The organism is Flavobacterium niveum (assembly GCF_055231775.1).
In genome coordinates this window covers 408,767-434,559 of record NZ_JBUYSX010000001.1, presented here as the reverse complement: position 1 = coordinate 434,559, position 25,793 = coordinate 408,767, and the positions used below count along the sequence as shown (strand labels likewise).

The following is a 25,793-nucleotide window of genomic DNA, read 5'->3' as shown; positions in this document are numbered from 1 at the left end:
CAAAAGACTACGGCATAATGGCTCGTGCCTCGCCACCCTTCGGGACTTATTCCGTTTCCTTTTGGTTTCCCGCTGCGCCCGCACTTTTTACCTGCTTTCTTTTTTTCCGTTTTTTCTTTGTGGAAAACTAATGTGTTTTATGGAGGCTGACGGCTTAAAAAGAAAAGTGATGAATTAGTATTACTTAATTTTTAAATCTTGGAAATCATGGGACACAATCTTAATTTCAACGAAAAGACAGGCCGTTATTCTTTCTTCAGCGTGAAGGAAAAAGCATGGCACAATTTAGGCCAGGTCGTAACCGAATACCCCACAAGTTCGGAGGCAATTAAACACGCAGGGCTGGACTATGAAGTGGTAAAATCTCCGCTGTTTACTAACGGCGTCGAAACCCTACAAACTGGTATAGATTTAACTGCTGGCGAGCCAATTAAAGTGCCAAACTATTTTGCCAATGTGCGCAGCGATAACAATACGGTTTTGGGTGTGGTGGGCAAAGATTACCACATTGTACAGAACCATGATGCGTTTGCTTTCTTTGATGCTATAGTAGGCGGTGAAAGTGGCATCTTATACGAAACAGCAGGGGCTTTAGGAAACGGCGCCCACATTTTTATTACCGCTAAGTTACCCGGCTATATCCGTGTGGGCGACGGCGACGATGTAACCGAAAAATACATCTTCCTGACCACCTCTCACGACGGTAGCGGAAGCATAACGGCAGCCTTTACACCTGTGCGCATTGTATGCCAAAATACCCTTAACGCCTCACTAAAGAACATGACCAATGTGGTGCGTATTAAGCACACCTCCGGGGCAAAGCAACGCCTGGAGAATGCACACAAGGTTATGGGGTTGGCAAACACGTTCAGCAGCCAGTTAGAGGGTATCTTTAATGAGTGGGCAAACGTCAGGATAAAAGATAACGACGTAAAGAAATTAATACAGTTGGCGCTATGCCCAAACAACGAAACCTATGACCTTTTAAAGAAGGGAGCGGAAGATGAATTGTCAACGGCTTTCAAGAACATGGTGGAGGATGCTTTTTCCTATGCGATGGTAAATGATACCCAGCAAATGGACACCACAAAAGGTACTTTGTTCGGGGCTTACAATGCTGTGACCGGCTATTACCAAAATGTGAGGAACTACAAAGATGAAGAAGCCAAATTGCAATCTGTTGTTATGGGTGGGACAGCGCAAACAAAGGCGCAAAAAGCCTTTGAGTTATGTGCAGGTTTTGCAAAAAATGACAGCGGTATATTCCTTTTAAATTGATACAGGATTATACCATTCTCAAACAGGGGCAGGCATTTTAGCCTGTCCTTGTTTTTCCTAATAATGACGAATCCGCCCCTGATTGCTATTACCTCATAAAACATCTCGAAATTGTCTGAAAGCTCAAAATTTCTTTGGAGATTGCCACGTTGGTGCAATCGGCAAGATGAACGGTTGTATCACAACCGCATTCTTGCCGCCCATCCCTCGGAACTCGGGGCGGGGGACGCTGCTATGTTTTTAAAGCGTTGAACTAATCTAGAGTGTATAACGTATAAAGAAAAATACAGTGTCAAATAGGCATTTACTTGATCTCTCATATCGAATGGCTTTTCACCATTAAAAACTACACAAGCATTAACTGACACGATATATTTAAGTATTTGAGGCAATGCGTTTCTAACGACAACTTTTCCTCATAACACTAGCTGTTTCAAAGGACAAATAAATTGTCAAAAGTGGCTATTTAAATAGTAGCCTGAATCCTATTGGTATCAACTTTAAAAAGTTTTTGAGGAAGATAAACGCAAGGTTTTTGGCTATTAAAATAAAAGAGAGTGTTGCTTTTCCAAATCAAACACGAGCTACAATTCAATATTGAATATGCTAGATACAACCTTAAATAGTTGCAAAGATGAGATTCACTACGGAAAAAATATTTATGTACATTTTCGAATAAAATATCGAAGAAGTTAAATTCTTATTATCTTTAAGGTTTAAACTTAATCACCAATATATGAGGCCACTAATCATAGAATTTATAGAAGCTGCAACTGAACCGGATTTAGATTTTTCAATGATTGAATATGATGAGCATTTAAACCTTAATGTTAACAAAGTTACCGGACTTCCGGCTGTACAAATGCCAACAATGAGTACAGTTACAGGCACTAAAGTTTTTAATGAGATTTCAGACTCAGATAACAGCGAATCAATGACGATGATGGCAACTATGACGGGAACTTTTACTACCACCGAAGGCTCTGATACCGACCCTCGCAATTCTTTGCATTATGCCTCAATGATAACAATGACGACAACCAGGACAATGCTTGAGTCTTCTGATACGGATTAATGTTTATGATATTAATTATTACTCACAAAGAAGATTACACTGCCGATTATCTCATAAATATTTTAAATGAGCGTAAAATTCAATATAAAAGATTTAACTGTGAAGATATTTTAAAAAACCCATTATCCGTGGACTTTCAGTCGCATTATTTGATTGATCTTTTAGATGAAAGCACTTATCATTCCGTATGGTTTCGTCGCGTAAAACTACCTGATTTCCCAGGCTTGAAGCCTCATGTACAACTTTATCTTCAAAAAGAATCTGAAGCATATTTTAAGAGTTTGTTCAGTCTAATCGAAGCTAAATGGCTAAGCAATCCATTCTCAGTATACCAAGCTGAACACAAACTTTTACAAATAAGAACTGCAAAAAATATAGGTTTCAAAACTCCAAAGACTCTTGTTACAAATTCTAAATTTAAGCTAAAGGAATTTTTTCAGGCGTGCAACGATGATATAATTGTAAAACCTATAGGACAGACACGAATATCTTCAAACTATGGCGCCGAGTTTATATATACTAATATTGTTACAAAAGAGCTTATTACAAATATTGAAGACTATGATTTGACACCCTGTATATTTCAGGAACAAATAATTAAAGCGAGCGAAATTAGAGTGACTGTTGTAGATGATAAAGTTTTTGCGGCTGAAGTAGATTCCCAAAATGACCCCGCAACTAAAATTGACTGGAGACGAAAAAAAAACACCTTTTCAGCGTGTGAATTGCCAGACGACATTAACAATCTTTGTGTTAGGCTTGTGAAAGAACTAAGTTTAAATTTCGGAGCGATTGACCTTATTAAAACGCCAGAAGAGGATTACGTTTTTCTTGAAATAAATCCTAACGGGCAATGGGCTTGGATTGAACTTGAAACTGGATTGCCGATATCAAATGCTATTATAACTTATTTGTCAGATGAAAAGAATTCGTAAGCTACTTAACTCTATAGGCATCTTTGAGGGAAAATTTATTAATAATCCTGTTCCAGATCATGTAACCTTATATGATGATCAACCTGACGAAATAAAAAGCAGTGCACATTTGTCATATCTTCAAGGCTTATCTTCGGACGAAGAGAGTAGATTAAACCTAATAGAAAGCAAATCTTCTCAATTGGTAGGACAAACTGGAGTAATCTTTTCATTGTTAAGTCTTTTTGTACCAATTCTTATCGATAAGATAGGGGATTTTTCATTCTATGTAAAGCTATTGCTTCTTTTACTTTTATTACTGTCTCTATCCTTTTATATATTAACCATAACAAATGCACTAAAAAACTACGATCTCAAGCGATATAACTATAGTAATCCGGCACCCGCCAATGTACAGACCTTCCATCAAAAGACAATAGCAGAATTTAATTCAGAAGTTATAAGAGACTTATTATACAGTCTTCATAGGAACAAAGAAATAAACAATAGGAAAGCGACCAGCTTAATACAATCTTATATTTCTTTCCGCATAGCAAACCTCCTCACTGCAATATTGGTAATCTTGATATGTAGTATGTTATTGCTTGGAAAGCAAAATACTAAAGAATTGGAAAATTTCAACAATAATATTAGTTCGAGTACTTCAATATGCTACTGAATATATACTCATGCAATGAAAATACATCATTGTTTAGTTAATTTAAAACTGGTATAGTTATGAATACGATCACCCAAATAGAAAATGCTTTAAAAGCGATTAATCAGGCTAGTTTTCAGACGTTGATAAATCACCTATTGTACTTACAGGGCAACAAGTTCATTGGCGCTCCGGGTGCCGTAGTTGGAAAGGAGAAAACCAGTAAGGGAACTCCAGACTCCTTTTTTGTAAATGACGATAACTATATTTTTGTGGAATGTACAACCCAAGAAAGGTTGGGTGCCTCAAAATCTTTTTTTGATAAACTTTCAAAAGACATAGACCATTGTTTTAAAGAGGATGTGACAAAAATAAAAAAAGAAAAATTAGAAAAGGTTATACTAGCTTGTAATGAAAAGATAAGTGCAGAAGAATACAACCAATTAGATACTAAAGTAAAATCATTTAATAATGATACAAAGTTTGAGGTTTTAAACATTCAAAATTTACCTTTACTCATATTTGATCTTCCTAAATTGGCCGAAGAATATCTTAATGTCCAAATTATAAAGGGTGACATTTATACACTTGACGAGTTTCTTTTAAAGACAGAAAAAGGCTTACAGCCAGCGCTTACAAATGAGTTCATAGGCAGAGAAGAAGAAATTGCAAAATGCAATGAAATTTTACAAAAATATGATGTTCTACTATTGTCGGGAGGCGCCGGTGTCGGAAAATCTAAACTGGGCGTAAAGATTTTAGAAGAGTTTTCCAAAAAAGGATATATCCCGATTGTCATCCAAAGTTCAGGTGTATCGTTATGGGATGATTACCAACATCTTTTTTTGTCCGGAAAACAACATATAATACTTTTTGACGATGCGAATAAATCAATTACTAATCTAAATTATTTGCTAAGTAAACTAGAGGGTACACAATCTTATTCCGCAAAAGTTTTAATTACATCTAGGGATTACGTAAAAAAGCAAGTCTCTTCCGCCCTTGAAAATTACTCCTACAAAGAGCTAAATATCCCGGAATTCAAAGATGAAGAAATAGCGAGAATAATTAGTTCAGCTTTACCAAATCTTCAATATCATAGCGATATAAAGAGAAAAATTGTAGATTTAGCTAAAGGGAATGCAAGAGTTGCGCTAATGGCGACCTATTCGGTTACACCAAATTCAGAAACTAACTATTTAAACAGCCCCGTGTTGCTATATGAAAAATATTTTAAAAAAATCTCTGATGAAATAGGTGTTTTCAATAACCCAATAATTCTCAAATCCCTTGCAATTGTATCATTCTTCGGAATTATCGACAAGAATAATGAAGAATTAAAAACGATATTATTCATTAAATTTCAAATTGATTGGGACGATTTATGGACCAGCGTAATGGAACTTCATAACAATGAAATTTTAGATGTTTATTCACATGAAATTGTTAGGGTATCTGACCAGGTTCTAGCCAGCTATGCGTTTTATAAATGCTTTATAGACAATAACTCTGCTGTAATTAGCTATGCCGAATGGATTGCAACTTTTATAGGAAATTTTTCAGCCAGAGTCCGTTCAACCCTAATAGATGCAAATAATACTTTTGTTTATCATCACGTAAAAGATTTAGTATTACCACATCTGAACAATGTGTTAAAGCAGATTAATACTGATAACGAGTTATATGCTTTTTATGAATTATTTTGGTTTTACAAAGGGCGTGATTGTCTATTATATCTAAAAAAGTGGATAGAAAGTCTTGAACAAGAAAGGGATATTGAAATTTATAATTTTTCCTATATACATAACGACCATACTACAGCTTCTAAAAATTTTGAACTTTTAAAGAATTTTTGGAATCACGCTAACGAATTATTAAAGCCATCGTTGGAACTGACTCTTAGGCTATTGGAAAAACAACCTAGTCGCATACCAGAGGTTCTAAAATTTCTTCACGATAACTTTAATTTTAAGATGCAGGATGTTGAACACGGATATATACGACAAAATGTATTATTAGATACATTTTTTGACACTAATCTCAATAACATTAAAAAAATATTAGCGGATGGCATCTTTCTTAATTTGGCAGAGGTATTTCTAGGCTGGCATTACACAGAATTTGGTTCATCTAAAGGTCATGCGTTTACTATATATAATTTTGATTTATATAAATCGGACGAATTAATGAAGTTAAGAGAACGCATATTTAACCGTTTCTATGAATTATATAAGCCTAAAGATGAACAATCGAGAAAAATTTTAAATCGCGTAATTTATCCAGGCGGAGATATTGACAAAAACATTTTTGTAGATGAAATACCAATTTATCAAAAATTCATTTCTTACAAGTTAGATAAAACACAATATGCGGATTGCAAATTTGTTAGTAAGCTTGCTAAATATTTAGAGAAAGCCGGAACAAAATACCCTCAAAATTGGGATGACTTTATTGAATCTGATATAACAAAATTATCAAAGTTTTTAAAACCCGATTGGGAATATAAGGATGGTAAATCTATTGATGAATCTGAAAATGAAAAGCGAAAGGAATTTGATGATTTTATAAGAAAGAATGATTGGCAAAGTATTGAGAAATTTCTATTAAATATAGATATGCTCTTTAAACAACAGAACGATAATAATAGTTGGCATATTGAATCTGCTGTTGCAGATATTTATATCTCTTTAGCAAGAAAAGATAAAGACGAGTTTGAAAAAGCTCTAATCCTTTATTTTAGTAAGAAGATATCATTTCAGTTACGGAGCAATGTTTTAAATATTGTGCTACTAGAAGGTATTATGACCGGTAGGGAGTTTTTCAAAATACTGAATGGATATGAGTTACGCGAGAAGTTTTTTTGGGAATCGGCATTAGTTACGATGTTACCAGAGGAGCAGATTGATAAACAATTCTTGATTCTTCTCATTGAAATATTTAATAATACAGACGAGCATCTTTATATTCACAGAATGCTTGACTATTTGAAGTATAAAGAAGTATTCGATGAATATAAAAAAGAAAAACCAGAATTAGAGAAACATAATATCATTACTTATCTGACCAGTATAATCCTAACAAAAGCGCCTAAAACTAGGCGTAGTTTTGGATTTCATTTTTGTGCTGAATGTGTACAATATTTTGAAGATCAATTTCAAATGTTGGAAGATGTATTTTGGGCTCAATATGAAATAGATCCGCATTTTGATTATGATGGTAAAGAATTAAAATCATTATTAGACATAAATAAAGCGTTTATAAACCAGGGTTTAAAAAGTGATATTATTGGATTAGACTATTCTTCAAAAATAAGGTTAAGGGACATTAATACTGATTTTGTTTGGGAATATGAGGAATATGAAAAGCTGATTGAAGATATACTATTAACAATTTTGGATAAAGTTGAACATACTTTTTTCGTAGAAGAAGATATTTTTTCACTTTTTAAATTCAGACAGGCGGATGAGAATAGGGCAAATAAAGTCAAGGGATTAATTTTAAAACTAACCCAGAAATATTCTAGTAATGATAACATAGTTTTGTTATTGGCAGAAGTTGTTTATAATTATTACAGAGACTGGTTCATACAATATTTTAAAGAATTCCTTTTGCTAAATAATGATATTGAAATCGTAAGACGAATCAGTTTTGGTAGAAGCTCGAGTACAACAGGTAGTTGGGTTCCCGTATATCAGAAGAAAATTGAGTTCTATGAAGATATTTTAAAAATGATAAATTCTCTACCTAATATTTTGGATTATTCTAATCATATAGATTATTTCGAACAGAAAATTATTTGGAAGAAAAAAGACATTGAAAGAGAACAGAAGCGAGATTTTATGGATGAGTTTTACTAAACATTACCATTTTACCTTAGTAGATTATAAAATTCGAATTATTTCCTTATTAAGCATTTCTCGACACATGTAATCTCGGATAGGCTAACAGAATATATAAATCTTGAGAATATAATGTAGAAGAAACCTTTATTATTATCATGTGCTTCACCATCCTAGTGATTATGCTCATGGTAGTTGTCAAGTTCCCGAGAAGAAATAAATAGTGGTGGCAATAAATATGGCTAAGGATTAGGTAGGTCTAAACGTTTTTCTAAATATCGCCGTAACGTTTGAAAAACTAAAAATGATTGTATATCATAATAATAAACATTGATAACTATTCTTTTTTATCGTTTTCATGATTTTCGAAAAAGCCTTCCCTGCCAATTCCTTTCTGGCCAGAGAAATGAATATAATTCATATTCTCAATGATAGTTACGTCAGGCTCTTTATTCTCGAGAATAATAACCTGTTGACCTATTGAGGTTTTTGCTAACGACATGAAAAATGCAGATTCCACATTTTGGTCTACCTGCTCAGACGATGTTTGGGTACCGTCACGGTCTTTAAAAGTTGTTAAAGGTGAATCAAGTATTATAAATTTAGGATGGTTTCGCTGTTTAGTAATTGCATACTTCATTAATCCGTAAATAAAGGCGGTATAAGTGATAGCGCGATAACCTTTTCCGTTAGTTGATCTTGGACTATTATTTATTTTTATATCGAAAACAGTGCTTTTTCTATCAAATACAACACTTGTCACGTTCGGATATTGCCATTCAATTAGTAAATTTTCAACTGTATTGCAAAACTCTCCGAATTGAATGTTCTGCTCCGCTAGTTCTGTTTCATTTACCTCATCTTTTTTCTTACCTAACTCATTTAAAGCATTTAATTGAGAATTGTAAGTGGTAATGTCGTGTCGCAACGACTTAAAGCGATCTAAACTGGCTCTGCTATTAGATAAGATTTGCAACCTTTCTTTTAATGACTTACTTATGGGGGTTAACGAGTTATTAAGAGCTTCGTCAATTTCACTAATCTTGAATTTTACTCTTAAGATAGACTTATCCTGTTTAATTTTATCTTCTTTTAATTGAGAAATTGTTTGACTTAATTCTGCTTGCTTGAGTATTATTTTTGATAACTCTTTTCCCAAAGAATCCTCAAAGTTTTCGTTATCAATATTATATTGTCCAACGTGTTCAGAATGAGAATCATTCATTTCTGAACCACAAACCGGGCAACTAACAATGTTTAACTGGTTAATGAGAAAACTACCCTCAGAAATAAACTCTAAGCGGTTTCGATCACTTATGTAATGTTTATCGAGTAATTCAAACCGGTCAAGTAATTCTTTATTAAAAAACTTCTTGCTTTCGAGTTTGTCGATGTTCTTAAAGTATACAGACTTTTGGTTTCGCAATTTATCAATTTCAGCAATAGAAGTTTTATATTCAAGATTTAGCTGTTCATATTGTACATCAAGTTGTAATTGTAATTCCTCAATATTTTGACCTTCGTATTCATTAAGCTTCTCTTGGGTTTGTTGAATAAGTTCTTTGATCAACTCGATTTTTCCCGCAATCTTATTTTTTAAAATTTTGGGATCTTCTGTTTCAACTAGTAGTGTGGCATCTTTACCTGCTAAAAAGTAATAAAAGAGCGATTGCTCCTTCGTTCGAGTGACACTTTCACCGGAATGATTTACAGGTGAATCCTCTGAAATTATTGTTTTTTCGTCAACAAGGCATAAGCCTGCAACATCTCTAAAACTTAATCGGACTTTATTATTCTGCTTGTTTTTTTGCAACAGTACATCTTGAAGTCCACATAATGAAAGTAAAAAAGTCGCAATATTTTTTGGATCGGAAGAAAGCTTTTCCCCATAGGTTTCATAAGGTGAAGTACTTTTAAAATCTCCTTGCTTAATTTCAAAGGAACCGCCTGAAAGGCTGCGTTTCAGCGTGTAAGAAGCATCATCATAAGCATTGACCGTCAAATGTACTTTTTCATAACCCTCACTTTCTTTAATAGGTTTAGGTAGTTTTTGCCCGCCCATCATGAAATCAATACATTGGAATATGAAAGTTTTTCCAGTGTCCGATGCACCTGCAATAACATTTAAACCTTCTTTGAATTCAATCGAAGCAGGTTTCTTGCCGTAGCCAGTTATAGTCAAATTGCTGATAAAAAATCCCTTACTCATTCAAATAACGTTCTAAATTTTGATTCATTAACAAATTCGCCTCCCCATTTTTGAATATTCGCATTGATAACTTCCGATAATTGGTCCTCAGTATAGGAGCCGTATACCTCGTGAATCCAGTTACTTACCTCCACTATTCGCTTTGCATAATCACTTTCAAAATATTCCAGTGCTTTACCGCCGATTTCTGTGATCTCATATAGGATACCTTCTGCTGAAAAATGCAACTTTATTAACTCACGACTAATAAGAAGCCTAATAGCATTTGCAAGAAGTTCTCTCTTGACAACAATTTCAGAACTTCTAAATGGATATTTAGGGTGTATACTTTTTTGTTCCTTAGAAACATCTCCAGAATGAATTAAAAAATAATCCAAGTATGTGAGTTTGTCGATAGATAAGCCTTCTTTAAATCGAGACAATAAAAATAGAATACGCAATCCAATCTCGATTGACGAATTGAAAAGCCTGATGTTGCGATCTTCAGAATTTATTTTCCAGCCACCCATATCAATTTTTTATCATTTGCTAAATGATGACAAATTCCTTCTCTATCAGCCACACGTAACTGATTAACTAATGGACTGGAATTAATAATTAAAGATTTTGCAAAGTTAGTTGTTGCTTTCACCCTCTCATATCCGCTTTTATAACTTTCTCCAGCAACATCGACTACTCCCGCATAAAATTCCTCCTTTAAGTCTCCAAAGTAATCCGTATCGGTAGGTAGAGTGTCCCTACTAAATTGGTTTAGGGAATCAGCAGAGTAAAACCCTAATCGTTGCCTATTAAAATGATTTTCCAACTCTTCGTGTTCATTTAAATGAGCTATCTCTGAAATATTTTTTTTACATAATCGCTGTATGCATCGAATAATTGCTTAGTGTATACAGATTCGCTAGCCGCGATACCTGTAGGTACAGTTACATCCAAATTTCTTCTTTTTTTTAATCCGCCTCCAAATCTACTAGCGTAATAAGAAGTATTTGCATGCTCATCAATTAATCTTTGAGGATCATAACTCTCAAAAATTGAAAAATCAATTGCATTAAGATGTGACTTCAGCTCATCAGTTAGCGGTACTTCATGTTTAGATTTTATTTTATCTTTACAATGCTTATCCCAATTTTCAACTAATTGGCTTTTTAAAGTTTCTGGGTTCTCTAAAAATTGGTTGAGCTTGGGGCCTGCACCTTTAGGCGACACAAAATAGTATTTTCTAGGGAGTTTGTATTTATTCTCATAAGTGTAATAAACTAGTTTGGCTAGCTCACTATTTATTTCAGAAGGTGCAAGAGGATTGTCATAGTGTTTACATTGATAATTGTCCCAAAGTTCGGCATCGACTTGAGCAATAACATCACGCCCCATGTCACCTGCTCCAGAACATTTTTTACAAATTTTATAATCTCCTTTTTTAATTAGATAACCAGTTACCCATTCTCTAATCATATCCTCAAATTGTTCGGGAGATAATATTTTTAACCTATCTATTGCTGTCACCGGTATTCCAAACATAATGTCTTGATTGGTTAACATACCAATATTTTTTGGGTTGGGGAAATCAACTGTAGCTAAGACAGACATTGATAAAGTTTAGATAAAATTTGTTTAAAAGTTTAAAAGTAGAATATTTTTCTCAGAAAACATATTCCTATCCTTGCCAATAGTATATAATAGCGAAAAAAAAAAATAGTTAATTCGCTAATTATCAAAATCAACAATAACCCGATAAATCTTGAATGTGAAATTTGTTACGAGATATTTTAAAATCATTCTATAATAAGACATCAAAGTAAATAAACGATTAAAAAATAAAATGATTGATATTGGATTTGAATAGAAATCAAATATTAAATCAAAAACCGCGGCTGTGTTATCAATCTTAATTTGATATATATTATTACTTACTACAGAGACAAAATTACCAACAGTTTAAATTACTCAGATCCACCCTAAAGTGGTTCGAAAATTGTCCCATAAGACCCACTGAAAAACAAATAAATCCATTGGATTCCAATGGATTTATTCTTTTCATGAACTCTGCATAGATTTCATCTTGTTGAAATATGAATTTTAAATAAACTTACTAAATTCATCTTCAGCAGTCCGTACTTTTTTCAAATTTTGCAACCAGTCGCCTTCATCTGTTCGGTAACCTAATGCTAAAAGGTACACGCTTTTTAATCCTTTATCCTGTATACCGAGTAAATCGTCCAGACTATTATTGTCAAAACCACCCATAGGCGTACTATCTATTTTCAGTTCAGCTGCCTGCGCAATTGCCATACCTAAACTAATACAGGCTTGTTTAGCAGTATCAATAAAAGCAGCGTCCTCATCCATTTCATGTTGTGAAGCAGTAATCCCCGCAGTATGAGAACCAAATGCAGTTCCCCTTTCTGTGCCACGTTCGTCAGTAGTGTGATTAAAGATGGTTTCAATCCTTTCTTCGGTATACTTATTCCAGGCGGCGAATATCATCAAATGTGAGCATTCCTTTACAATTTGCTGTTTCCAGGCAACTTCATAGATTTTTTCTTTCAGTTCCCGATTACCTATAACAATTACTTTATAAGGCTGGATACCATAAGATGAAGGAGCCAGCCTTGCAGCTTCAACAATTGTTTTAATATCATCATCCGATATTTTCCTGTCGGGATTGTATTTTTTGGTGGCATAACGCCAGTTTAAATTTTCTATTAAAGACATTCCAGTAGTTTTAAATTATTGCACTGTATACCCTCCATCGACCGATATAGCCTGCCCAATAACATAGGTAGAGGCATTGCTGCAAAGCCACAGAACCACATCAGCAACTTCTTCGGCCTTGCCCAGGCGTTTTATAGGCAACTGCTGTATAAGGATATCCATAGCTTCAGTCTCATTAGCCAGCATGTCTTCTACCATAGGCGTAACTATAATTCCGGGACAAACTGCATTAATCCGTATTCCCTGCTCGGCATATTCCAACGCCGCACTTTTGGTCAACCCTAAAATCCCGTGTTTAGAAGCATGGTAGGCAGCACGGCCCGGTACACCTACTAACCCTCCCAAAGAGGAATTGTTTACTATAGCACCTCTGCCATGCTTTCGCATGTGTTGCAGTTCGTATTTCATAAAGTTCCATACGCCTTTCAGGTTTACATCCAATATACGGTCGTATGTTTCATTGCTTACATCGGCAAGCTCCTGTGCAGGTGACTGTATCCCCGCGTTATTAAAAGCGAAATCAAGCCTGCCAAATTTTGCTGCAATTTTATCAATAGTATCCCTAACCTGATCTTCATCAGCTACATCGCATACAAATGCTTCAGCTTTATATCCTGCGGCTACAAGTTCTTCTGCTTGTATAGCAGCATCTTGTATATCTACCAATGCCACAGTTGCACCGGCAGCGGCAAATGCCTTGGCGGCAGCAAGCCCCATACCCATAGAGGCCCCGGTAACTACCGCAACCCTATCTTTAAATTCTTCGTTCATGTTTTGTGATTAAAATGTTGAGGCGTCAATTACATAGCGGTAGCGTGCCTGTTTGTTTACTACTTTATCCCAGGCATCATTAATTTCGTTAGCCTTGATAATCTGTATTTGCGGATAAATTTTATTCAGTGCGCAGTAATCCATTACCTCCTGTGTTTCAGGAATACCGCCGATAAGTGAACCGTTAAAGTTGACACGGTTAAATATCATGTTGAAATTATTGATAGTCAGTTCTCCGTTTACCGGCTGGCCTACCTGGGTAAAGAACCCGTTTGGCTTAACGCATGAAATGTAGTTTGACATTTCATAGGCATATGGCACGGTAGAAATCATATAATCAAGCTTGCCAAACCAGGCTTTTAACTCTTCCTGATTTTCGTCAACCAAAATTACTTCTTTAGCCCCAAATGATTTACTATCGTTAACCTTATCGACAGACGTGGTAAAGGCATATACTTCGGCACCTTTAGCTACTGCAATTTTTACGGCAAGGTGCCCCAATCCGCCGATACCTACCACGCCAACTTTATCGCCTTTTTTAATGCCCGTTTTCATCATGGGTGAATAAGTAGTGATACCTGCGCAAAGTAGTGGTGCTGCATACTGAAGGTCTATATTTTGCGGAATTTTAATGGCAAAATGTTCCGTTACCACAAGATTGTTTGAATAACCACCCTGTGTTATGCCGCTTGGCGATGTTGCGTCGGGGGCTCCATAAGTGCCCACCATTCCGGTAGTTTCGCAGTGGTGCTCCTCGCCGTTCTTGCAGCTGGTACATTCCATACAGCTATTCACCATACAGCCTACACCGGCTTTGTCACCTACTTTAAACTTGGTTACCTTTTTACCCACGGCAGATACTATACCAGCGATTTCATGACCGGGTACCTGCGGGTATTTTTGTTGTCCCCAATGCCCCCTTATGGTATGGATGTCTGAGTGGCAGATACCCGAATATTTAATGTTAATCAGGATATCATAATCGCCCACAGGCCTGCGTTCAAATTCCCATGCTTTCAGTGGTGCTTTTTCATCGGTTCCGGCATAGCCTTTGGTTTTTATAGGTTTGCTCATATCAATGTTTTTTAGTGTGTTATTTTCAGTTTCTTTTTCACCGGCCAATAGCCCTGCCGGCGTAGCCAATGCCAGCCCGGTTCCGGCAAGTGCTGCCTGTTGAAGGAATTTTCTTCTCGATGTTTCCATTTCTTTTGGTTATGATTTTAAAATGATATGCACCGTGGCTGCCCTAGCCCTTTCACTTATCATTGGTGTCAGATACGGGCTTTTACCATACTTTTCTTTATAGGCAAAGTCTATCTTTTGGCTCAAAACAGCATCTTCTACGGTTTCAAAAGTTACCTCTTTTACCATGCCCGCAGCATGGATTTGACCTGCCTTTTGTTGTAGTGCCGACTGGTGCCAGCTTGACTGCCTACCATTATATGCCCTAACATATAGATTGCCATCTACCACCACATTCCATATCCATGTAGGCGTGCCATAGGTTACACCATCTGCCCTGAAGGGGGCTATTTTAAGGTCGTCTGCCGTATTTATTTTATCTAAATCGGCAACTGAAAAACTATTGCTTGTACTCATAATTATTTTATCTTTTTAAAAACCTGCGGCATAGTAGCTATGTCCAAAGCATCCATGTCAACCAGCTTTAAGGATTTAACCATTTTGAGGGTGGTTTCTTTATACTTTTTAAAGTGTGGGGTTTGCAGGTGTGCCTCATAGGCGTTTTTATCAGCATATATTTCTACAATACGCACCTGTGCGGGGTTTTCTTTCTGGAACATCGGGTAAATGGCAATAACTCCGGGCTCTATTGCCACGGATGCTGAAGATTCCTCCTTTAAAATGGCTTTATACTCCTCCAAAAATTCAGGCAAAATTTCAATTTCAGAAATACGCACCATCATATCCGGTGCAGTTATGGGTAGTTCGGGTTCGCCTACATTCCTGCGTAATATATTGGCTTGCACGCGGCCTGCATATTTCTCTGTAATGCCGCAAAGAGCTTTAAGCTGCACATCGGTAATCCCTGTGTTTTTTCCGATGCCAAGGTGTGATTTTAACTGCGCTTCTACTCCCGGCATGGCAGCAAGGGCAGAAATGGTGACCAGTTCACGTTGCTGGTAGCTTAATACATCGCTCACAAAAATATCAGCAAAAAGATGTTCTTTCAGGAAAGCATCAATACGTGGTGCAAACTCCCCGAAACCCGGTGCCGGTTTGGGCTGTGGTGTTTTACTGATTTCCTCCAAAACCTTACGCCCCTGTTCATACTTATCTTTTGTCGGGTTTTCTACCACAATGGTTTTACCTTCGGTATCTTTAATGCCTTTAGTAGCCCGTTCTTCTACCACGGTTTTGAAAACTCCAAGTGCGTTAAGGCTGCGCGGGAAACCGCAATAGGCATACAACTGCACCAGTGCTTCTTTAATTTCATTTATGGCAAGGCCGCTATCTAAACCCGAGATCAATGTAGTTTTTAGCTCGGTTGTATTGCCTGTAGCTGTTAATGTTGCTATGGCTGCCAGATTTTGCTGGTGGGTATCAAGCCCTGAATTGTTTTCTGTTTTAGTTTGTGCATTCATGGTAGTAGAAATTAGTACCAGAAACAGCAATAAAGTGTTGATAATGCTTTTTCTGTTCATAGCTTGATTTTATTGATTCGCCTGTTTGTACTCTTCATCGGTAACAGGTGCGAGCCATTTGGCATTTTCCTCACCCAGATAGTTGGTTATTGCAATATGTACCATATTGGTTTTAGCCGTTGCGCCATGCCAATGCTCCACGTTTACAGGTATGTCTACTACATCCCCTTTACGTATTATGCGTGCAGGTTTGCCTTTCTCCTGGTACAAGCCTTCGCCTTCGGTTACTATAAGTACCTGCCCTTTTGGGTGTGTGTGCCAGTTGGTTCGTGCACCGGATTCAAAGGTTACGCTGCCTATTACAAAATCATTGTTTTCGGTACGCTGCTGTATTGGGTGCAGGTATGCGTTGCCTGTAAAATATTCTGCCGGTGTACGGTCGCCTTTTGGAAAAAGCGGTGTGGTTTCAGTTTTTGTAGTTTCCATTTTGTTCTCTGTTTGTTTGTTGTTGCAGGCCGCTATGGTTAGTATCAGCACAGCCAGTATTAATTGTTTTATCATATTGCGTTATTGTTTATCACAAATTTCGGGATAACCAACACAGTAGCATTTATACATTTTACAGGTATATATACCACTTTTACTGATTTGGTAAGAGTATGATACAACAGGCCATTTGTTTCAATACATTTGTTTAAAATGATTTGATATGAAGACGGTAGAACGGATGGATACAGTTAAGCAATACAACGATTCGGTAGGAGCTGACACACTGCACCCGCTGGTAACGGTAGTGGATTTTGACCAAATCCCTTCATTCCAATATTTCCGAAGGTATATGGGTGTGTATGCTGTTTTTCTTAAATATATAAAGTGCGGCAATATGATGTATGGCTGCCAGCCGTATGACTATGAAGATGGCACCCTGGTGTTTGTAGCTCCCGGACAAGTATACGGTATAGATAGTAAAGGAGAAAAAATAAAGCCCTGGGGCAAAGCCCTCGTATTTCACCCGGATTTAATTACCGGTACTCATCTGGGGAAAATAATTAAAGATTACAGCTTCTTTTCCTATGAGGTTAATGAGGCGTTGCACCTTTCTAAAAAGGAACGTGCCACCATTAACGATTGCTTTGAAAAGATTGCTTCAGAAATAGAATTGAACCTGGACAAGCACAGTAAAACCTTAATAGTTTCTAATATAGAACTGTTCCTGAATTACTGCATGCGTTTTTATGACCGCCAGTTTATAACACGTAATCACGCAAACAATGATGTACTAACACGTTTTGAAAACCTGTTGAATAATTATTTTACGTCTGGCAAACCCGCTACTGTAGGGTTACCGTCAGTAGGGTACTTTGCAGAGCAGCTCAACTTATCGGCTAATTACTTTGGCGACCTGATTAAGAAAGAAACCGGAACTACGGCGCTGGATTTTATACAATCCAAACTCATTGAGGTTGCTAAAGAGAAAATACTTGCTTCAAATAAAACAATCACAGAAGTATCTGATGAACTTGGCTTTAAATATCAACAGCACTTTACAAGATTATTTAAGCAAAAAGTGGGTATGGCACCTGTAGAATTCAAAAACATGAATTAAAATAGTTTTTAGAGTGAGCCAATAAGAAACGCTGTATGAGCTTCTCAGAAAAGTATCTATTGTGGTTAATCAATATCTTTGTACAGTACATATTCTGTAAACATATATGAACCAGGTAATAGAAGATAAATTAAAGACAATAAGTTATTCAGGCATTTTCCTGTCGTGTTTCTCGGAGCAGAGTGAAAAGTGTATTCATTCCACACCCGAACACGTTTTGCTGTATCTGTATTCCGGTGAACAAATCATTGAATATGGCAACAGGAAATATGTGATTAAACCCGGTGAATGCGTGCTAATACGCCGCGACCACCGCCTTTTGATGTATAAGAACAGTACAGCGGAAGAACTATATAAAGGTATTTCACTTACTTTCAGCAGGAATATACTAAGGGAGTTTTACAGTAAGCTGAATAAATCAGCATTACCGGCTGATATAGCTATTACTGATGAAGTTGTCTTTAATTTGGCTCCCCGTGCTGATGTCACGAGTTTGTTTCAGTCATTAACTCCTTACTTTGATGAAGAAGTAAAGCCCACAGAGGGTGTAGTGCATTTGAAACTGCTTGAGGGTATTTATGCGCTTTTAAACAACAACGAAACATTTTACCCTATACTCTTTGACTTTACAGAACCCTGGAAAATTGATATTTTAGAGTTCCTCAACGAATATTTCCGTGATGACCTGAATATGGCACAAATTGCGGCATATACAGGGCGTAGCCTTGCAACGTTCAAAAGGGACTTCAAAAAAATCAGTACCCTAAGCCCACAGAAATGGCTTATAAAAAGACGTTTGGAAGAGGCGTATGAAAAGCTTAAAGGCGGCCATAAAGTACAGGATGTTTACATTGAAGTAGGTTTTAAAAATCCGTCTCATTTTTCAACCGCTTTCAAAAAACAGTACGGTGTACCTCCCACCGAAGTATAATGAAAATGAGCTTGTGAGAAAAGCAATATGAGCCCCGCAGTAAAGCCACTGCGGGGCTCTGTTTTTAATTTTGTCTTATTAATAAATAGGATAAAACAGAAGTTATGGATACCGATATTTTTGAACGATTATACAATGGAGATACCGTTTCGGCTGATGATGGGCAGATGGATTTGCTTCGGGAAGCTTCTTACGTCACTAAACAATTAGTGCTGGAAATGAACTGCTCTTCAGACCCCGCAGAAATTAGAAACCTGCTGAGCCGGATAACCGGTACCGAGATACACGAAAGCACTGCTGTATTTACACCACTCCACATCAACTATGGCAAGCATACCAAAATAGGCAAAAATGTTTTTATAAACTTCGATTGCATTTTTCTGGACTTAGGAGGAATTACCATAGAAGACAACGTGCAAATAGCCCCCAGGGTAAGTTTACTTTCAGAAGGGCATCCGCTGTCACCGCAGGACAGGCATGCCCTTGTCCCCGGGCAAATAACTATCAAAAAGAATGCATGGATTGGTGCTTCTGCTACCATACTGCCGGGAGTAGCCATTGGTGAAAACGCAGTTGTAGCTGCCGGTGCCGTAGTTACCAAAGATGTACCGGATAATACACTGGTAGCAGGTATTCCTGCAAAAATTATTAAAACAATTTAAATAGTAATAAAATGAAAAAGACAATAATTACAGCAATGTTATCCCTTTTTATGTTAGGGGTCAGTGCTCAAAACCAGAAAAAAGAAATGAAACAGTTAGACACAACAGACCATTATACGTTTCAATTGAGCGATAAGGTAACCCGCCAAAAAGTAACCTTTAAAAATAGGTTCGGAATAACGCTTACAGGCGATTTGTATATTCCTAAAAGTAATAGAACAACGCCACTTCCTGCTATTGCTGTTAGCGGACCATATGGTGCAGTAAAGGAACAGTCATCGGGCTTATATGCGAATCAATTAGCACAACGCGGTTTTATAACGCTCGCATTCGACCCGTCTTATACAGGTGAAAGCGGTGGCGAGCCCCGTAATATTTCATCGCCCGATATAAATACCGAAGATTTTAGTGCAGCAGTAGACTTTTTAGGTTTACAAAAAAACATCGACCGCAATAAAATTGGCATCATCGGAATATGTGGATTTGGCGGATATGCCCTGAACGCGGCAGCACCGGACAAACGTATCAAAGCGGTTGCCACTGCTACAATGTATGATATATCAAGAGGGACAGCAAACGGTTATTATGATAAAAAGACACGAGAAGAACGTACAAAAGAATACATACAGATAGGCGAACAACGCTGGAAAGATGCAGAAAAAGGAACTCTGGCTTATGGTGCTACAGGATTAGCAAATGTACCAGAAAATGCACCACAGTTTGTGAAAGAATATGCAGCGTATTACAGGACAAACAGAGGTTTCCATCCGCGTTCTCTCAACTCAAATGCCTCGTGGTCATTGACCAACGCTGTGACCAATATGAATGCACCAATTCTGCATTACATAAAGGAAATTTCGCCAAGGCCTGTGTTAATCATTGCAGGCGAAAAAGCACACTCACGTTATTTTAGTGACACGGCTTATGAAGCAGCGGCAGAGCCCAAAGAATTAGTAGTTGTACCCAATGCAGTCCACACCGATTTGTATGACCAGGTAGATAAAATCCCATTTGATAAACTGGAGACATTTTTTAAAGAGAATCTAAAATAATTACCTGTTAGTAAAATAATAAAAGTCAATCTCAGAGTGATTTATTGGATGTGATATTACACAATTGTGTCATGAGTTATGACACAGTTATGATAATCTAATTCAAACTTATTAAAAACTCGCACCAGTGGTGCGAGTTTTTAATAAAGTATCATCTGTTTTTAAACAATAATTCCACCTCACTTCGAGATCTCGTATAGTAGCAGGGTATATATCATATATACCCTATAACCGATAATATTTCAAATTAGGTTTTTAAGAGATAAGACTTTAATAGACTGAAGTAAACAGGGAAATTTCAATCTCTCAAATAAATAAGGCATGGTTTAAACGGCTTTTAAAAAGCATATTATATCTTTCGTTATGTTTCAAATTAGGATATGAAAAATAACTCGCGTGTTCTGAAGTGGCAAATGTTAAAAAAATGTTTTTTAAAGCTGAAAAGGTGAACTATTTGTTATTCAAGAACTAAAGTTGTCCTAACAGCTATTTTTAAAATTTATTTTTGGGCTAGTTAACTAGTTATACCGAAGTTAATTTATTCAAGTCTACCTTGAAATGGTTCGAAAATTGTCTCGTAAGGACCACAGACAAATAACGCCACTGGGAGACAGTGGCGTTATCTTTGTTATATTAGGTAATGGGTATTACACTTTTAATACTCCGCTATCAGCCCTTAGGTTTGCTCCGTTGGTTGCAAGAGATAAGGGGCTTGATAAGTATACTGCAAGATTGGCTATTTCTTTGGGCTCAATAAATCTTTGAAGAAGTATATGTGGATTGGTTTGTTGAATGATTGCATTTTTCATGGTTTCAACATCCAGTTGTTGGATATCTGCAATTTGTTCAACTGTCCTGGCAACTCCATCAGAATAAGTGGGGCCGCCTAATATTGTATTCACAGTAACTTCTGTTCCCCTGGTTAACTTTGACAAACCATTGCTAAGTGCACTCATTGCCGCTTTAGTCATTCCATAAGGAATCATGTTTTCTGGTACATTTACACCTGATTCGCTACTGATAAAAATAATCCTTCCCCAATTATTTTTCAGCATTACTGGCAATACGCTCCTTGAAAGACGCATACCGCTCATAACGTTTATTTCAAAATAACTATACCAGTCTTCATCAGGTATTTTGTAAAAATCTTCAATGCCATAAATACCTATATTGTTAATCAGTATATCAATGTTTTCCAGTTCATTTAGTAATTCTGATACTTCCGCTGTATTAGCAAAATCTGCCGTAATAAAGGAAACATCTGCATCAGGGAATTGTTTTTGCAGTTGCCCGCAGGCGTGTTTTGTTTTTTCAGCATCTCTGCCATTAATAATAACAGCAGCACCTTCGCTTAGCAGTAGTTCTGCTATAGAAAAACCAATGCCTTGTGTAGAACCGCTAATAAATGCTTTTTTCCCTTTAAGTAGTAAATCCATGTTTTTATTTTTGTAATGATTGTTAAAAAAATAGTGAAAAAATTTTAATCCAGTATTTTTAGGTGAATCTCAATTTGGCCTTTTAAGATTTCCTTGTCCGGATAAATTCTGCGTAATGAGTTGATACCACACCAAAACGTAATCAGGTACGTTCCTATCATTTCCGCCGGTATTTTTGATGTAATAATTCCTTTATGCTGCGCCCCGGCTATCACCATAGTATAAAGTTGCTCCGTTTCTTTAAGTATCTTAAGGGCCTCGCTATGCAAATCATCATCAACTAATGCCATTTCTATGACAGTATTGGCTACAATACAGCCTTTAAAATGACTTTTCTTATCCGTATCAGCCAGATCCAAAAAGAACTTCTTAATCAGTGCTATAGGGTTATCAGAATTTTTCAGTAACTGACTGAATGTATTCAAATCTTCTTTTCTTTGTTGAAGTGCTTTCTTAAAAAGCTCTTTTTTGCCGCCTTTAAAGGTGTTGTAGAGGCTTCCTGCCCCGGCACCGGTGGCATTAGTAAGATCTGTTAGTGAAGTGGCAGTATACCCACGCTCCCAAAAAACTTCCTGGGCTTTTAATATAAGTTGCTTGTCCTGATGGATGTTTGGCCTGCCTTTCATTATTGTAATGTTTGATACAAAAATAATAAAATTAATGAATCATCCCATTTTTCATTAATTAAATGACTGCCTAAATTCCAATGGAGTTTGATTGGTGTTCTTTTTGAATAACTTACTAAAGGATTGAGAATACCCAAAACCCAAATGATACGCTATTTCACTTACAGTCATAGTAGAGCCGGCGAGCAGTTGCTTCGCTTTTTCTATAAGATGCTGCTGAACATACTGTTGTGTACTCAGCCCTGTAGTAGTGCGCAGTAAATCGCTTAAATAGTTAGGTGACAAATGGAGCTGCTGTGCAATGAACTGAACTGTAGGCAAACCTTTATCCAGGGATGCCCCGGTAGTAAAATAATTATCAAGCAGTTGTTCCAACTGCGAAAGCAAATCGTTATTAACCGCTTTTCGGGTGAGGAACTGGCGGCCATAAAAACGGTTAGAATAATTCAATAACAGTTCGATATGGGATACGATAAGATCCTGGCTGTAATGGTCTATGTTATTCTTCAATTCTTCCTGCATTTGTTTTAGCAATGAGGAAATTATTTCAGCTTCCCTTTCTGAAAGATGGAGGGCTTCTGTAATAGCATAAGAAAAGAAACCATAATTATTAATGCCTTTTCCTAAAGGATAAGGACGTATTATTTCCGGCTTAAATACAAGCATATATCCTGTTACAGGATTATCATTTGTAGCAGTGACAGAAAATACCTGGTCGGGCTTTGTAAAAGTCATCATGCCTTCTGCAAAGTCATAATCCATTTGGCCGTATTTCAGGTTCCCGTTACTGCCCTTCTTTAGGGTGATACAGTAAAAATCATTGGTAAAATGTTTCCACACATCACTGTGCTTATAGCTCAGCAATTCAAAATCAATAATACTGACCAGCGGATGATCCGGTTTATGAAGTGCAAAAAGGCGATGCAGCTCTGAAATTGATTTGATAAGGTGAGGTGTGGAAACTTCTTTTTTCATCTTATAAAATTAAAGATTATTATAATCTGTTGAAAGTGAAAGATGCTTCCATTGTTCCAGTTCTATGCTTTCTTTTTTACGCTGTTCAATAATAGACTGATAGCTGTCTGTTCCTAAAGGCAGGTGAATGGGAGGTTCGGGTAAACGTGAAATCTCATAAAGCACATCAGCTAATTTCTTCGGGTCGCCGGGCTGGCTGCCACTAAAACTGCGCAACATTTTTACATGCTCGTTTACCCCATATCCTTCAACAATTTTAGAAGCAACCGTAAGGGTTTCGTTCATAAAATTGGTACGGAACATTCCCGGGGCGACTACTGTTACGTTTATTCCGAAAGGTTTCAATTCCTGCGCCAATGCCTCCGAAAGGCCGATTACGGCAAATTTAGAGGCATTGTAACTACCTGTATTCGCATAGCCGATATATCCCATATTAGAAGAAATATTTATGACGTGTCCTGATTGTTGCTTACGCAAATGGGGAACGACGTTCCGGATAACATTGGCCATGCCAAACACATTCACATCTACAGTCTTACGAAATTCCGCATCACTGATTTCTTCTATGCTACCAACAAGGTAATATCCCGCATTATTTAAAACAACATCGATTCTTCCAAATGCCTCAATACCTTTTTCAATTGCATTTTTTACATCTTTCTCATTAGTTATATCTACTTGAAGCGGTAAAAAGTTTTCTGAAGCTACGCCAATGCTTGCTATCTGTTCTTCTAAATTTCGGGAAGCAGTAATTACTTTATCTCCACTTGCCATCACTTTTTTTGCCACTTCGAGCCCCATCCCTTTAGATGCCCCGGTTATAAACCACACTTTTTGAATACTCATAATTTTGCTTTTTATTTAAAGCAAAGGTCTATTTTACGCTCTTCTATTTTGTATCCCAATCACGGTTTATTGTGTTTCAATTTTGAAATAAAGGTTCCGGGAGCCCCAAATAATTATTGTAAAATTTAAATTCGCTGAAAGTTTTCATTTCATGAAATTACAAATTTGTTTAGTGTTTTTAAATCCAATAGGATGTGACTTTCTGGGACAATCAAAGCTATTGGGAGACAAATTATTATGATTTGAGACAATACTTGTAAATTGATTGGCTATTTACAGGTATTAATCGTTCTATTTTAAGTTACTAAAAAACGTCAAAATAGGCATAAGGTGTTCGACTGTAGTCCCTGACAGCCCACCATTGAAAAACCTTCAGTTCTCACTGAAGGTTTTTTGGCTTTAATATTTCATAACTTTTGGTATTGATCCGATTTCTTCCGATTCGGCCATCCCGCCACACCTTATCCTGTTACTTTTAAATGTTGGATTTGTCCATCAACAATATCAAAATGAAATTTTAAAGTAATCGGGCTTCCCGGGAACGTACCGGAGCATTCTGCAGATAAGATGCTTGTCGCACCATTTTCTGCGTATTCAAGAGGTTTCATCACTGATTTGTATTTTTCATTTGATTCTTCAATCCATTACAGGATTTCCGGTCTTCCGTTATGTGTTTTGCCTTCATCAAATACCACCGCAGTTTCAGAAAAACAATTCGCATAGGTAATACTGTCAAAGCTGTTTTGTGCATTAATTAAGTCTGCTATTACTTTCGGTAAGTTCATGTTGTTATTTTTGGAGATTATTAAATTGTTGGTACGGTACCCCCATCTATTACATATTCAGTGCCTGTCAGGTAGCTTGCCCTTGGTGAAACAAGGAAACCAACCAATTCTGCTACTTCTTCAGGTTGTGCAGGCCTGCCGTAAGGTATTCCGCCCAATGCATCCATTACACTTTGTTGCGCTTCTTCTACAGTACTGTTTGCGTTTCTTGCAATTTCGCCCAACCAGGCTACAGATGCCGATGTGTTTATCCATCCCGGTGAAACCGTCAGTACGCGGATACCCTTAGGCGTAACTTCGTTGGACAGGCTTTTGCTGTAATTTCTCAACGCTGCTTTTGCTGCAGCATAAGGCAGGGTAGAATCATATAAGGGCAGTATGCCTTGGATAGAGGCGATGTGGATAATAACACCACTTTTCTTATCTATCATCTGCGGCAAAAACGCCCTGTCTAACCGAACCGGTGCCAGCAAATTGGCTTGTAGGGTTGATACCCAATCTTCATCGGTTAACGCAGCAAAGCCACCCGCAGGTGTCCCCGATCCACCAAGGTTGTTCACAAGGATATCCAGTCGCCCGTATGTAGACAACACTTCACTGACCAGCTTTTGGGTATCTTCAGCTTTACTCAAATCGGAAGGGATGAAATGCAGCCGGCTGTTTTCGTCTTCCGGAAAGTTTCGGGCGGTAATAATCACCGTTGCACCTGCCTGAAGCAGCCTTTCTGCAATTGCCTTTCCGGCTCCTTTTGTGCCTCCTGTTACTAAGGCAATCTTGCCTGATAATTCATTGTTATAGTCCATTTTATATTGTAT

General features: G+C 37.0%; 25 protein-coding genes. 8 read left to right on the top strand and 17 right to left on the bottom strand.

Annotation, left to right across the window (positions count from 1 at the left end; genetic code table 11):
* The first annotated feature begins 207 nt into the window (after positions 1-207).
* The 4 genes from ACZIX4_RS01860 to ACZIX4_RS01845 all read left to right on the top strand — a co-directional run bounded on the left by ACZIX4_RS01860 (position 208) and on the right by ACZIX4_RS01845 (position 7,782).
* Positions 208-1,278 (top strand): DUF932 domain-containing protein, encoded by a 1,071-nt coding sequence (locus ACZIX4_RS01860; protein WP_463333916.1) that lies wholly within the window; start codon positions 208-210, stop codon positions 1,276-1,278.
* Positions 1,279-2,014: 736 nt separating this feature from the next.
* The gene (locus ACZIX4_RS01855; protein WP_463333915.1) at positions 2,015-2,353 is read left to right on the top strand and encodes a hypothetical protein; all 339 of its coding nucleotides are present in this window, start codon (positions 2,015-2,017) and stop codon (positions 2,351-2,353) included.
* A gap of 5 nt (positions 2,354-2,358) precedes the next feature.
* Complete coding sequence (locus ACZIX4_RS01850; RefSeq protein ID WP_463333914.1) at positions 2,359-3,288, top strand: hypothetical protein; 930 nt, start codon at positions 2,359-2,361, stop codon at positions 3,286-3,288.
* A gap of 717 nt (positions 3,289-4,005) precedes the next feature.
* Positions 4,006-7,782, top strand: a complete 3,777-nt coding sequence (locus tag ACZIX4_RS01845) for an nSTAND3 domain-containing NTPase (RefSeq protein WP_463333913.1) — start codon at positions 4,006-4,008, stop codon at positions 7,780-7,782.
* 319 nt (positions 7,783-8,101) lie between these two features.
* Here the strand turns inward: ACZIX4_RS01845 and ACZIX4_RS01840 are convergent, their stop codons facing one another.
* From ACZIX4_RS01840 to ACZIX4_RS01795, 10 genes are all read right to left on the bottom strand, one after another.
* Positions 8,102-9,973, bottom strand: coding sequence for an AAA family ATPase (locus ACZIX4_RS01840; RefSeq protein WP_463333912.1), 1,872 nt, complete (start codon positions 9,971-9,973; stop codon positions 8,102-8,104).
* Entirely contained in the window at positions 9,970-10,482 is a 513-nt protein-coding gene (locus ACZIX4_RS01835) for an ABC-three component system middle component 2 (RefSeq protein ID WP_463333911.1), read from the bottom strand. The genes ACZIX4_RS01840 and ACZIX4_RS01835 overlap by 4 nt, the downstream gene beginning before the upstream one ends.
* A complete protein-coding gene (locus ACZIX4_RS01830) occupies positions 10,464-10,805 on the bottom strand; it encodes an ABC-three component system protein (protein WP_463334578.1) in 342 nt (113 codons plus the stop codon). The genes ACZIX4_RS01835 and ACZIX4_RS01830 overlap by 19 nt, the downstream gene beginning before the upstream one ends.
* Positions 10,802-11,560, bottom strand: coding sequence for a hypothetical protein (locus ACZIX4_RS01825; protein ID WP_463333910.1), 759 nt, complete (start codon positions 11,558-11,560; stop codon positions 10,802-10,804). Before ACZIX4_RS01825 ends, ACZIX4_RS01830 begins: the two co-directional genes overlap by 4 nt.
* 489 nt (positions 11,561-12,049) lie before the next feature.
* The gene (locus ACZIX4_RS01820) at positions 12,050-12,685 is read right to left on the bottom strand and encodes an NAD(P)H-dependent oxidoreductase (RefSeq protein ID WP_463333909.1); all 636 of its coding nucleotides are present in this window, start codon (positions 12,683-12,685) and stop codon (positions 12,050-12,052) included.
* 15 nt (positions 12,686-12,700) lie between these two features.
* Positions 12,701-13,456 carry an SDR family NAD(P)-dependent oxidoreductase gene (locus tag ACZIX4_RS01815; protein WP_463333908.1) on the bottom strand — a complete coding sequence of 252 codons (756 nt, stop codon included), beginning with the start codon at positions 13,454-13,456 and terminating at the stop codon, positions 12,701-12,703.
* 9 nt (positions 13,457-13,465) lie between these two features.
* Complete coding sequence (locus ACZIX4_RS01810) at positions 13,466-14,659, bottom strand: NAD(P)-dependent alcohol dehydrogenase (protein WP_463333907.1); 1,194 nt, start codon at positions 14,657-14,659, stop codon at positions 13,466-13,468.
* Between the two features lie 9 nt (positions 14,660-14,668).
* On the bottom strand, positions 14,669-15,055 hold the full coding sequence (locus ACZIX4_RS01805; protein WP_463333906.1) for a DUF2255 family protein: 387 nt from the start codon (positions 15,053-15,055) through the stop codon (positions 14,669-14,671).
* Between the two features lie 2 nt (positions 15,056-15,057).
* Positions 15,058-16,119, bottom strand: coding sequence for a carboxymuconolactone decarboxylase family protein (locus ACZIX4_RS01800; protein WP_463333905.1), 1,062 nt, complete (start codon positions 16,117-16,119; stop codon positions 15,058-15,060).
* A gap of 9 nt (positions 16,120-16,128) precedes the next feature.
* Entirely contained in the window at positions 16,129-16,620 is a 492-nt protein-coding gene (locus tag ACZIX4_RS01795; protein WP_463333904.1) for a (R)-mandelonitrile lyase, read from the bottom strand.
* 148 nt (positions 16,621-16,768) lie between these two features.
* On the opposite strand from ACZIX4_RS01795, the gene ACZIX4_RS01790 reads away from it, so the two are divergent.
* The 4 genes from ACZIX4_RS01790 to ACZIX4_RS01775 all read left to right on the top strand — a co-directional run bounded on the left by ACZIX4_RS01790 (position 16,769) and on the right by ACZIX4_RS01775 (position 20,310).
* A complete protein-coding gene (locus tag ACZIX4_RS01790; protein WP_463333903.1) occupies positions 16,769-17,665 on the top strand; it encodes a helix-turn-helix domain-containing protein in 897 nt (298 codons plus the stop codon).
* Between the two features lie 106 nt (positions 17,666-17,771).
* Entirely contained in the window at positions 17,772-18,596 is an 825-nt protein-coding gene (locus ACZIX4_RS01785) for a helix-turn-helix domain-containing protein (protein ID WP_463333902.1), read from the top strand.
* Positions 18,597-18,700: 104 nt separating this feature from the next.
* Positions 18,701-19,258 (top strand): DapH/DapD/GlmU-related protein, encoded by a 558-nt coding sequence (locus tag ACZIX4_RS01780; RefSeq protein WP_463333901.1) that lies wholly within the window; start codon positions 18,701-18,703, stop codon positions 19,256-19,258.
* An 11-nt stretch (positions 19,259-19,269) separates the two neighbouring features.
* Positions 19,270-20,310: an alpha/beta hydrolase gene (locus ACZIX4_RS01775; RefSeq protein ID WP_463333900.1), complete on the top strand. Its 1,041-nt coding sequence runs from the start codon at positions 19,270-19,272 to the stop codon at positions 20,308-20,310.
* 647 nt (positions 20,311-20,957) lie between these two features.
* Here the strand turns inward: ACZIX4_RS01775 and ACZIX4_RS01770 are convergent.
* From ACZIX4_RS01770 to ACZIX4_RS01740, 7 genes are all read right to left on the bottom strand, one after another.
* Positions 20,958-21,746, bottom strand: coding sequence for an SDR family NAD(P)-dependent oxidoreductase (locus ACZIX4_RS01770; RefSeq protein WP_463333899.1), 789 nt, complete (start codon positions 21,744-21,746; stop codon positions 20,958-20,960).
* A 44-nt stretch (positions 21,747-21,790) separates the two neighbouring features.
* Positions 21,791-22,372 (bottom strand): TetR/AcrR family transcriptional regulator, encoded by a 582-nt coding sequence (locus ACZIX4_RS01765; RefSeq protein WP_463333898.1) that lies wholly within the window; start codon positions 22,370-22,372, stop codon positions 21,791-21,793.
* A gap of 54 nt (positions 22,373-22,426) precedes the next feature.
* Positions 22,427-23,347, bottom strand: coding sequence for a helix-turn-helix domain-containing protein (locus tag ACZIX4_RS01760; RefSeq protein WP_463333897.1), 921 nt, complete (start codon positions 23,345-23,347; stop codon positions 22,427-22,429).
* Between the two features lie 9 nt (positions 23,348-23,356).
* Positions 23,357-24,193, bottom strand: a complete 837-nt coding sequence (locus tag ACZIX4_RS01755; RefSeq protein WP_463333896.1) for an SDR family NAD(P)-dependent oxidoreductase — start codon at positions 24,191-24,193, stop codon at positions 23,357-23,359.
* Between the two features lie 461 nt (positions 24,194-24,654).
* Positions 24,655-24,801 carry a hypothetical protein gene (locus tag ACZIX4_RS01750; protein ID WP_463333895.1) on the bottom strand — a complete coding sequence of 49 codons (147 nt, stop codon included), beginning with the start codon at positions 24,799-24,801 and terminating at the stop codon, positions 24,655-24,657.
* A gap of 36 nt (positions 24,802-24,837) precedes the next feature.
* On the bottom strand, positions 24,838-24,978 hold the full coding sequence (locus ACZIX4_RS01745) for a hypothetical protein (protein ID WP_463333894.1): 141 nt from the start codon (positions 24,976-24,978) through the stop codon (positions 24,838-24,840).
* Positions 24,979-24,998: 20 nt separating this feature from the next.
* Complete coding sequence (locus ACZIX4_RS01740; RefSeq protein WP_463333893.1) at positions 24,999-25,781, bottom strand: SDR family oxidoreductase; 783 nt, start codon at positions 25,779-25,781, stop codon at positions 24,999-25,001.
* Positions 25,782-25,793 lie beyond the last annotated feature (12 nt).

Bases quoted from the DNA above. Each gene is read 5' to 3' on its own strand.
- ACZIX4_RS01775 (WP_463333900.1), top strand. From the start codon at position 19,270: ATGAAAAAGACAATAATTACAGCAATGTTATCCCTTTTTATGTTAGGG.
- ACZIX4_RS01790 (WP_463333903.1), top strand. From the start codon at position 16,769: ATGAAGACGGTAGAACGGATGGATACAGTTAAGCAATACAACGATTCG.
- ACZIX4_RS01835 (WP_463333911.1), bottom strand. From the start codon at position 10,482: ATGGGTGGCTGGAAAATAAATTCTGAAGATCGCAACATCAGGCTTTTC.
- ACZIX4_RS01745 (WP_463333894.1), bottom strand. From the start codon at position 24,978: ATGAACTTACCGAAAGTAATAGCAGACTTAATTAATGCACAAAACAGC.
- ACZIX4_RS01845 (WP_463333913.1), top strand. From the start codon at position 4,006: ATGAATACGATCACCCAAATAGAAAATGCTTTAAAAGCGATTAATCAG.
- ACZIX4_RS01850 (WP_463333914.1), top strand. From the start codon at position 2,359: ATGATATTAATTATTACTCACAAAGAAGATTACACTGCCGATTATCTC.
- ACZIX4_RS01795 (WP_463333904.1), bottom strand. From the start codon at position 16,620: ATGATAAAACAATTAATACTGGCTGTGCTGATACTAACCATAGCGGCC.
- ACZIX4_RS01800 (WP_463333905.1), bottom strand. From the start codon at position 16,119: ATGAACAGAAAAAGCATTATCAACACTTTATTGCTGTTTCTGGTACTA.
- ACZIX4_RS01840 (WP_463333912.1), bottom strand. From the start codon at position 9,973: ATGAGTAAGGGATTTTTTATCAGCAATTTGACTATAACTGGCTACGGC.
- ACZIX4_RS01855 (WP_463333915.1), top strand. From the start codon at position 2,015: ATGAGGCCACTAATCATAGAATTTATAGAAGCTGCAACTGAACCGGAT.
- ACZIX4_RS01780 (WP_463333901.1), top strand. From the start codon at position 18,701: ATGGATACCGATATTTTTGAACGATTATACAATGGAGATACCGTTTCG.
- ACZIX4_RS01770 (WP_463333899.1), bottom strand. From the start codon at position 21,746: ATGGATTTACTACTTAAAGGGAAAAAAGCATTTATTAGCGGTTCTACA.
- ACZIX4_RS01805 (WP_463333906.1), bottom strand. From the start codon at position 15,055: ATGAGTACAAGCAATAGTTTTTCAGTTGCCGATTTAGATAAAATAAAT.
- ACZIX4_RS01755 (WP_463333896.1), bottom strand. From the start codon at position 24,193: ATGAGTATTCAAAAAGTGTGGTTTATAACCGGGGCATCTAAAGGGATG.
- ACZIX4_RS01825 (WP_463333910.1), bottom strand. From the start codon at position 11,560: ATGTCTGTCTTAGCTACAGTTGATTTCCCCAACCCAAAAAATATTGGT.
- ACZIX4_RS01750 (WP_463333895.1), bottom strand. From the start codon at position 24,801: ATGAAACCTCTTGAATACGCAGAAAATGGTGCGACAAGCATCTTATCT.
- ACZIX4_RS01760 (WP_463333897.1), bottom strand. From the start codon at position 23,347: ATGAAAAAAGAAGTTTCCACACCTCACCTTATCAAATCAATTTCAGAG.
- ACZIX4_RS01815 (WP_463333908.1), bottom strand. From the start codon at position 13,456: ATGAACGAAGAATTTAAAGATAGGGTTGCGGTAGTTACCGGGGCCTCT.
- ACZIX4_RS01820 (WP_463333909.1), bottom strand. From the start codon at position 12,685: ATGTCTTTAATAGAAAATTTAAACTGGCGTTATGCCACCAAAAAATAC.
- ACZIX4_RS01740 (WP_463333893.1), bottom strand. From the start codon at position 25,781: ATGGACTATAACAATGAATTATCAGGCAAGATTGCCTTAGTAACAGGA.
- ACZIX4_RS01785 (WP_463333902.1), top strand. From the start codon at position 17,772: ATGAACCAGGTAATAGAAGATAAATTAAAGACAATAAGTTATTCAGGC.
- ACZIX4_RS01810 (WP_463333907.1), bottom strand. From the start codon at position 14,659: ATGGAAACATCGAGAAGAAAATTCCTTCAACAGGCAGCACTTGCCGGA.
- ACZIX4_RS01860 (WP_463333916.1), top strand. From the start codon at position 208: ATGGGACACAATCTTAATTTCAACGAAAAGACAGGCCGTTATTCTTTC.
- ACZIX4_RS01765 (WP_463333898.1), bottom strand. From the start codon at position 22,372: ATGAAAGGCAGGCCAAACATCCATCAGGACAAGCAACTTATATTAAAA.